Origin of the sequence: Kocuria sp. SM24M-10 (genome assembly GCF_001027955.1) — a bacterium.
Classification (GTDB): Bacteria; Actinomycetota; Actinomycetes; order Actinomycetales; family Micrococcaceae; genus Kocuria; species Kocuria oceani.
The window spans coordinates 1-5,777 of record NZ_LDNX01000021.1; the positions used below are offsets into that span (position 1 = coordinate 1).

The window sequence follows — 5,777 nt, forward strand, 5'->3', positions numbered from 1 at the left end:
GAGGGGCAGGCCAGCGCGGCACTACCGCCCGCATTCTGGCCGGCCAGTACCTCGGATTCGCCGGCATCCTCGGTGCCGCGGTCCTGGTGACCATCGGTGCCGGAGCATTCCTGCCCTCGGCAGCCATCCCGTACTTCGGTCTCATCCCTCTGGGCCTCGGCCTCTGGGCCGCATGGCAGGCCTGGCGCGGAGACGATGACGACGATGACGACGAGGCCAAGGTTGCCGGCAAGAAGGTCGGCGTGTGGACAGTCGCAGGCGTCACCCTTGCCAACGGCGGCGACAACATCGGCGTCTACACCCCTGTCTTCCTCAGCGTGGAACCTCTCGCAGTAGTCGCCTACTGCATCGTCTTCCTCGCGCTCGTCGCGGTCCTGGTGGCCCTGGCAAAGTTCGTCGCCACCCGCCCCCCGATCGCCGAAGTGCTCGAACGCTGGGAGCACATCCTCTTCCCCATCGTTCTCATCGGCCTCGGCATCGTGATCCTCGTCAGCGGCGGAGCCTTCGGACTCTGACGTAGCGGCAGCGATCCAAACGGCCCCGACCGGGCGCACCCCTCTCGGTTCAGACCGCGACACCTACCTGCAGCCAGTCCTGCGTGATCGCGGCAACAAGACCGCCACGGAGCGCTGCAAAAACCCCGCCACCAAGCGAACGAAGCCACAGGACCCCATTGCAACTTACTGCGGCTGACGAGCGAGATGTCGCAGTAGGGCATGCCCTATATCTACGTTGCTGGATGCGGTCTACTGACCTGTCCCCCGGTATGTTGTCAACGGCAGTAGTCAGCGGAACAGCCGTGCGCCAAACCGCCTCGTCGCCCCCCTGCCCGACCCCCGGAAGTGGGGTCGATGCCGCCGTCAATGGAGTCGTTGTCCCATGTCCAAGCTGACAGACCTACTGCGTCAGGTCGAGCGGAATGATCCGCAGCTCGCCGCCGATCTGGAACGGGAGTACAAGGCCCTGTCCTCGCGGCGCGCATTTGGCTTGAACTTCGAGCGGCATTACCCGGAAAGCACAGAGATCCCAGGGCGCACGGTGCGCAAGGGCGAGAAGGTCCGCGTCCTACCGCCGCGGGGCAGCCGGGCGGCCGGTGACAAAACGCTCTGGGTCGTTCAAGATATCGAGCGCGTCGATGGCGGGCGCGTTGCACACCTAGTGGAGCACGGCGCCGAAACCCCTGCAACCCAAATCGCCAACGTCGATGATCTCGTGGTGGTATCGGTATTTCGGGACTTTATCTACCCTGGCCTAGTTTCCACAGGAAAGGTAGAACGAGGTGGCGACAAGCCATTCCACACGGTGATCAATGGCGAGAATTATCATGCTTTGAAGACACTCACATACACGCATGAAGGCAAGATCGACGCCATTTACATCGACCCGCCGTACAACACTGGAGCAAAAGACTGGAAATACAATAACGATTATGTCGAAGGTGACGACCTTTATCGACACTCCAAATGGTTAGCCTTCATGGAACGCCGCCTCTTGTTGGCCAAGCAACTGCTCAACCCAAAGCAATCCATCCTTATTGTCACTATTGATGAAAAGGAGTATCTGCGCCTTGGACTCCTCCTAGAGCAGGTGTTCGATGAGGCGGACATTCAGATGGTCACAAGTGCCATCAACCCAAAGGGATCACCAAGAAGTGATGCATTCTCGCGCGTTGAGGAGTATCTGTATTTTGTATCCATTGGGACGGCCGCACCGGCCAGAGTAACCCAAGACATGCTTTCATCGAAGGCCGAACCCGAGAAGCGGGTTGAATGGGTGGGCCTGCGCCGACGTGGCAGTGGTTGGCAGCGCGAGGCACGTCCATTTCTTTTCTACCCCATATATGTGGAACCCAGCACTGCGCGCATTGTGGATGCGGGCGAGCCATTACCGCTCGGTGTATCGCGTGAGACTGTGCCAGATCGAGAGGGTTTGCAGACTATCTGGCCGCTCAACTCGAATGGCCAGGAGTCTAGATGGCAGATGTCACCACAAAGCCTCATGGGCCTTGTCAAGGACGGATTTGTCCGTACGTCTGTTCAGAAACGCGGAGGGTTCACACTGGACTATTTGTCCAGTGGACAACGCCAGCAAATCAAGGACGGCATCATGAAGGTCGTCGGACGCGACCCCAACGGAGCCGTTATTGTTGAGCACCCTGGCGTCAGGCTTCAAGTAGCCAAGACTGTATGGAACATGCCGTCCCATGATGCAACAACATTCGGATCACGGCTCTTGTCCAACATGATGCCTGATAGGCGCTTTCCGTTCCCCAAGTCTCTTTATGCCATCGAAGACGCACTCCGCTTTTATGTCAAAGATAAGCCAGAAGCGGTGGTTCTTGATTTCTTCGCAGGTTCTGGCACTGCGGCCCACGCCGTAATGCGCCTCAACCGTCAAGACAATGGGCGCCGTCAGTGCATCTCTGTAACTAACAACGAGGTCGGCGCCGAAGAACAGAAGGGATTACGAAATCAAGGGCTTCGGCCAGGTGACCCAGAATGGGAGCAATGGGGCATCTGCGACTACATCACCAAGCCCCGCCTTGAGGCTGCGGTCACAGGCAATACTCCGCAGGGTGACTCAATTAAGGGCGATTATAAATTTATCGATGAGTTCCCCATATCGGAGGGGCTACAGGAAAATGTAGAGTTCTTCGCACTTACCTATGAGACCCGAACCAAAGTAAAACACCACTTGGCATTCCGTCAGATCGCGCCACTGCTTTGGTTGCGCGCCGGTGCCCGCGGAGAGTGCATCAAGGACATACCCGAGGCCGGTTGGGCCCTGACAAAGGCATACGGCGTACTAGTCGATCTGGACGTTTCTACTGCATTCGTGGAGGCGGTAAAGGCTGCCAGCAACATTGGAATGGTCTACATCGTTACCAATGACACACGCCGTTCCCAGTCTGTGGCTCAACGTCTTCCCGCTGGCGTAGAAGTGGTGCGGCTTTACGAGTCATACCTGCAAAACTTTCAAATTAGAAACGGGGGCTGAGCCGTGCGATTTACGTTGAAGGACTATCAGGACACGGCTGTCTCTGAGTTGCTGATTGCGCTGCGTGATGCCCGGTTGTACCACGAGAGCTCGGGCCGCCCACAGGCGGTAACGCTCACGGCCACAATGGGTGCCGGCAAGACAGTGATCGCTTCTGCTGTGCTGGAGGCGCTGTTCACTGGCAACGAAGATCTAGATTTTGAAGCTGACCCAAAAGCCACAGTGCTGTGGTTCTCATCCGACCCAGCGTTGAACGAGCAGTCTCGCTTCCGGCTGCTGGAGGCCACGGATATGATTCCGTTCAGCGATTTGGTGGTGGTACCCACCACGTTCAACCAACGCACTTTCGATCCCGGCAAGGTTTATTTCCTCAACCATCAAAAGTTTGCTCGTACGTCCCTATTGGTTCGTGGATTCGAGGAGCGGCAGGCCACGCTTCCATTGGAGAGCATGCCGGACGGGCGTGAGTTCACGATTTGGGACACGATTCGAAACACGATTGAGGATCCCGATCGAACCCTCTACATGTTCGTAGACGAGGCCCACCAAGGGATGGGTCAGTCAAAGTCTGCTGCCCGAGCACACGAGTCGATTGTGCAGCGCATTATCAATGGTCAGCCGAATACCGTGCCGATGATTCCGCCGGTACCGATCATTTTGGGCATCACTGCTACCCCGCAGCGCCTGCACGAAACGTTGGAGACATGGGACGAACGACTGGTCGTTGACCGGGTTAAGGTCAGCCCAGTCGCTGTGCAAGGTTCCGGCCTACTCAAGGACACCTACGTGCTCGACTCTCCTGCCGAGGCTGGGGCCTTCGATCAAGTCTTGTTGCGTCGGGCCGTGAACCGTTTGCGGGAGATGACTGAAGCCTGGGCAGAGTACGCTCGCGCCGAGCAAGACGGACAGGCCGTCAAGCCGCTGATGATTCTCCAACTCCCCAACTCTCCTGATCCCGACGATGTGGGACAGGCCTTGGACACGATTTTTCAGCAATGGCCGGCCTTGGCCGAAACCAACGTGGCTCATGTACTAGGTGAGCACACCACCCAGCGATTCGGCTCACATGAGATCCCGTACGTCAGCCCTGAAGACGTTCAAGACCTCGACTGGTGTCGGGTGTTGATCGCCAAGGACGCAATATCAACCGGCTGGGACTGTCCCCGGGCTGAGGTCATGCTTTCCTTCCGTCCTGCCTCGGATCGGACCCACATCACCCAGCTGCTTGGGCGGATGGCCCGCACCCCCCTGGCCAAGAGCATTCCCGGCAATGACTTGCTCTCCAGCGTCTACTGTTTCCTACCTCACTTCGCCCCCGCTACGACGCGGGAAGTTGCCGACGCTCTGACCTACGGCGACGAAAACATGCCCCCGGTCCCTGGCCGGCGAGCACTGATCGACCCGATCGAAGTCACGTCAGAGCACATTGGACAGGATGTATGGGAAGTATTTACGTCTTTGCCTTCAATGGCGCTGCCCAAAACGGTGACGAACCCGGTGAAACGTCTGACCCTGCTGGCCCACGAACTGGCCGCTGATGCGATCATGCCAGGTGCGGGCACCCAGGCTCATGAGTTAATGCACCATGCTTTGGACGGCGCTGCGGCCACACACCGTACATCTGTTGAGGAGGCGCTACGCGAAGTAAAGCGCGTCGAGGGCAGTGAGCTGTTCGTAGATCGGGCCACCGGAGCTCGCTCATCTGGCGCATATACCGCCGAAGCCGACGAAGCCGTGATCGAGGAGGCATTCCGTCGAGCTAGCCGCGTTTTCGGCAAGGCTGTGTCGATGAGCTATGCGTCTTATCTAGCTGAGCAAGAGATCGCAGCCGATGAGGATATTGATGAAGTTGAGGCCCTGATTGAGGCGCAAGGTCGAATCGCGGCCATGTCACGGGTGCCAGCAGTCGTTGAGAGTTTCAACCGGCGTGCCGAGGAGCTGGCCGATCAGTGGTTCACCACTCACCGTGTGGCTATCTCTGGTCTGTCGCCATCACGGCAGGATGACTACCGAAAAATCAAGCAGCAGGCACGCACAGCCCAAGCCGTGTCCCTGGCCAAGCCGGAACGTTGGCTCGTGCCATCGCACGCGCAGACCGGCGACGACCAGAACACACGAGTGGAGTTGCCGCGGTATCGCCAGCACCTACTAATGCCGGCCGAGGGCGACTACCCCGAGGACTTTAAAAGCTCGTGGGAACCCGAGGTTCTGGACCTGGAATTGCGGCGGGAAAGCTTAATCTGTTGGTACCGCAATCCCGGTGTAGCCAAACCTGAATCTTTGGCCGCTGTGTATACCGACGGTGACCGACAGGCACTTGTGCGGCCTGACTTCATCATGTTCGATCGTGCCCCAGATGGTCATATAGTGGCTTCCATTGTGGATCCTCATGGCCACCACTATGGAGATGCCCTGCCCAAGCTGCGAGGGCTTTCCGATTACGCCGAGCAACATGGGGAACACTTCGCCAGAATAGATTCGATTGCCAAGGTCAACGGACGGCTCCGTGTGCTTGATCTCAAGAACCCCCGTGTGCGAGAAGAGGTCGCTCAAGCAACCTCTGTTGAAGCACTTTACAATGGTCAAATAGCGCTTGACTTTTTGTAATGGGAGAGGGTACTCAAAACCTACGGTCACTGAGTCACATGAATCAGCGCATCTCGTAGTCTGGCAGGGAGTGTGAGCCCTGCGGGTGGTGATAGGTCCGGTACACCCCCGTCCCACGGATTTCGTAGTCCGGCAAAGAGTGCGAGCCCTGCGGGTGGTGATAGGTCCGGTAC

The 5,777-nt window shown here is 58.1% G+C and carries 3 protein-coding genes; all 3 read left to right on the plus strand.

The window, feature by feature from the left end:
- Window positions 1–515, plus strand: a 515-nt coding sequence (locus tag ABL57_RS02405; RefSeq protein ID WP_047801852.1) for a cadmium resistance transporter, incomplete at its 5' end; no start/stop codon positions are given.
- 364 nt (window positions 516–879) lie between these two features.
- The gene (locus tag ABL57_RS21045) at window positions 880–2,997 is read left to right on the plus strand and encodes a site-specific DNA-methyltransferase (RefSeq protein WP_082157169.1); all 2,118 of its coding nucleotides are present in this window, start codon (window positions 880–882) and stop codon (window positions 2,995–2,997) included.
- Window positions 2,998–3,000: 3 nt separating this feature from the next.
- Window positions 3,001–5,604, plus strand: a complete 2,604-nt coding sequence (locus ABL57_RS21050; protein ID WP_082157170.1) for a DEAD/DEAH box helicase — start codon at window positions 3,001–3,003, stop codon at window positions 5,602–5,604.
- Window positions 5,605–5,777: the final 173 nt, after the last annotated feature.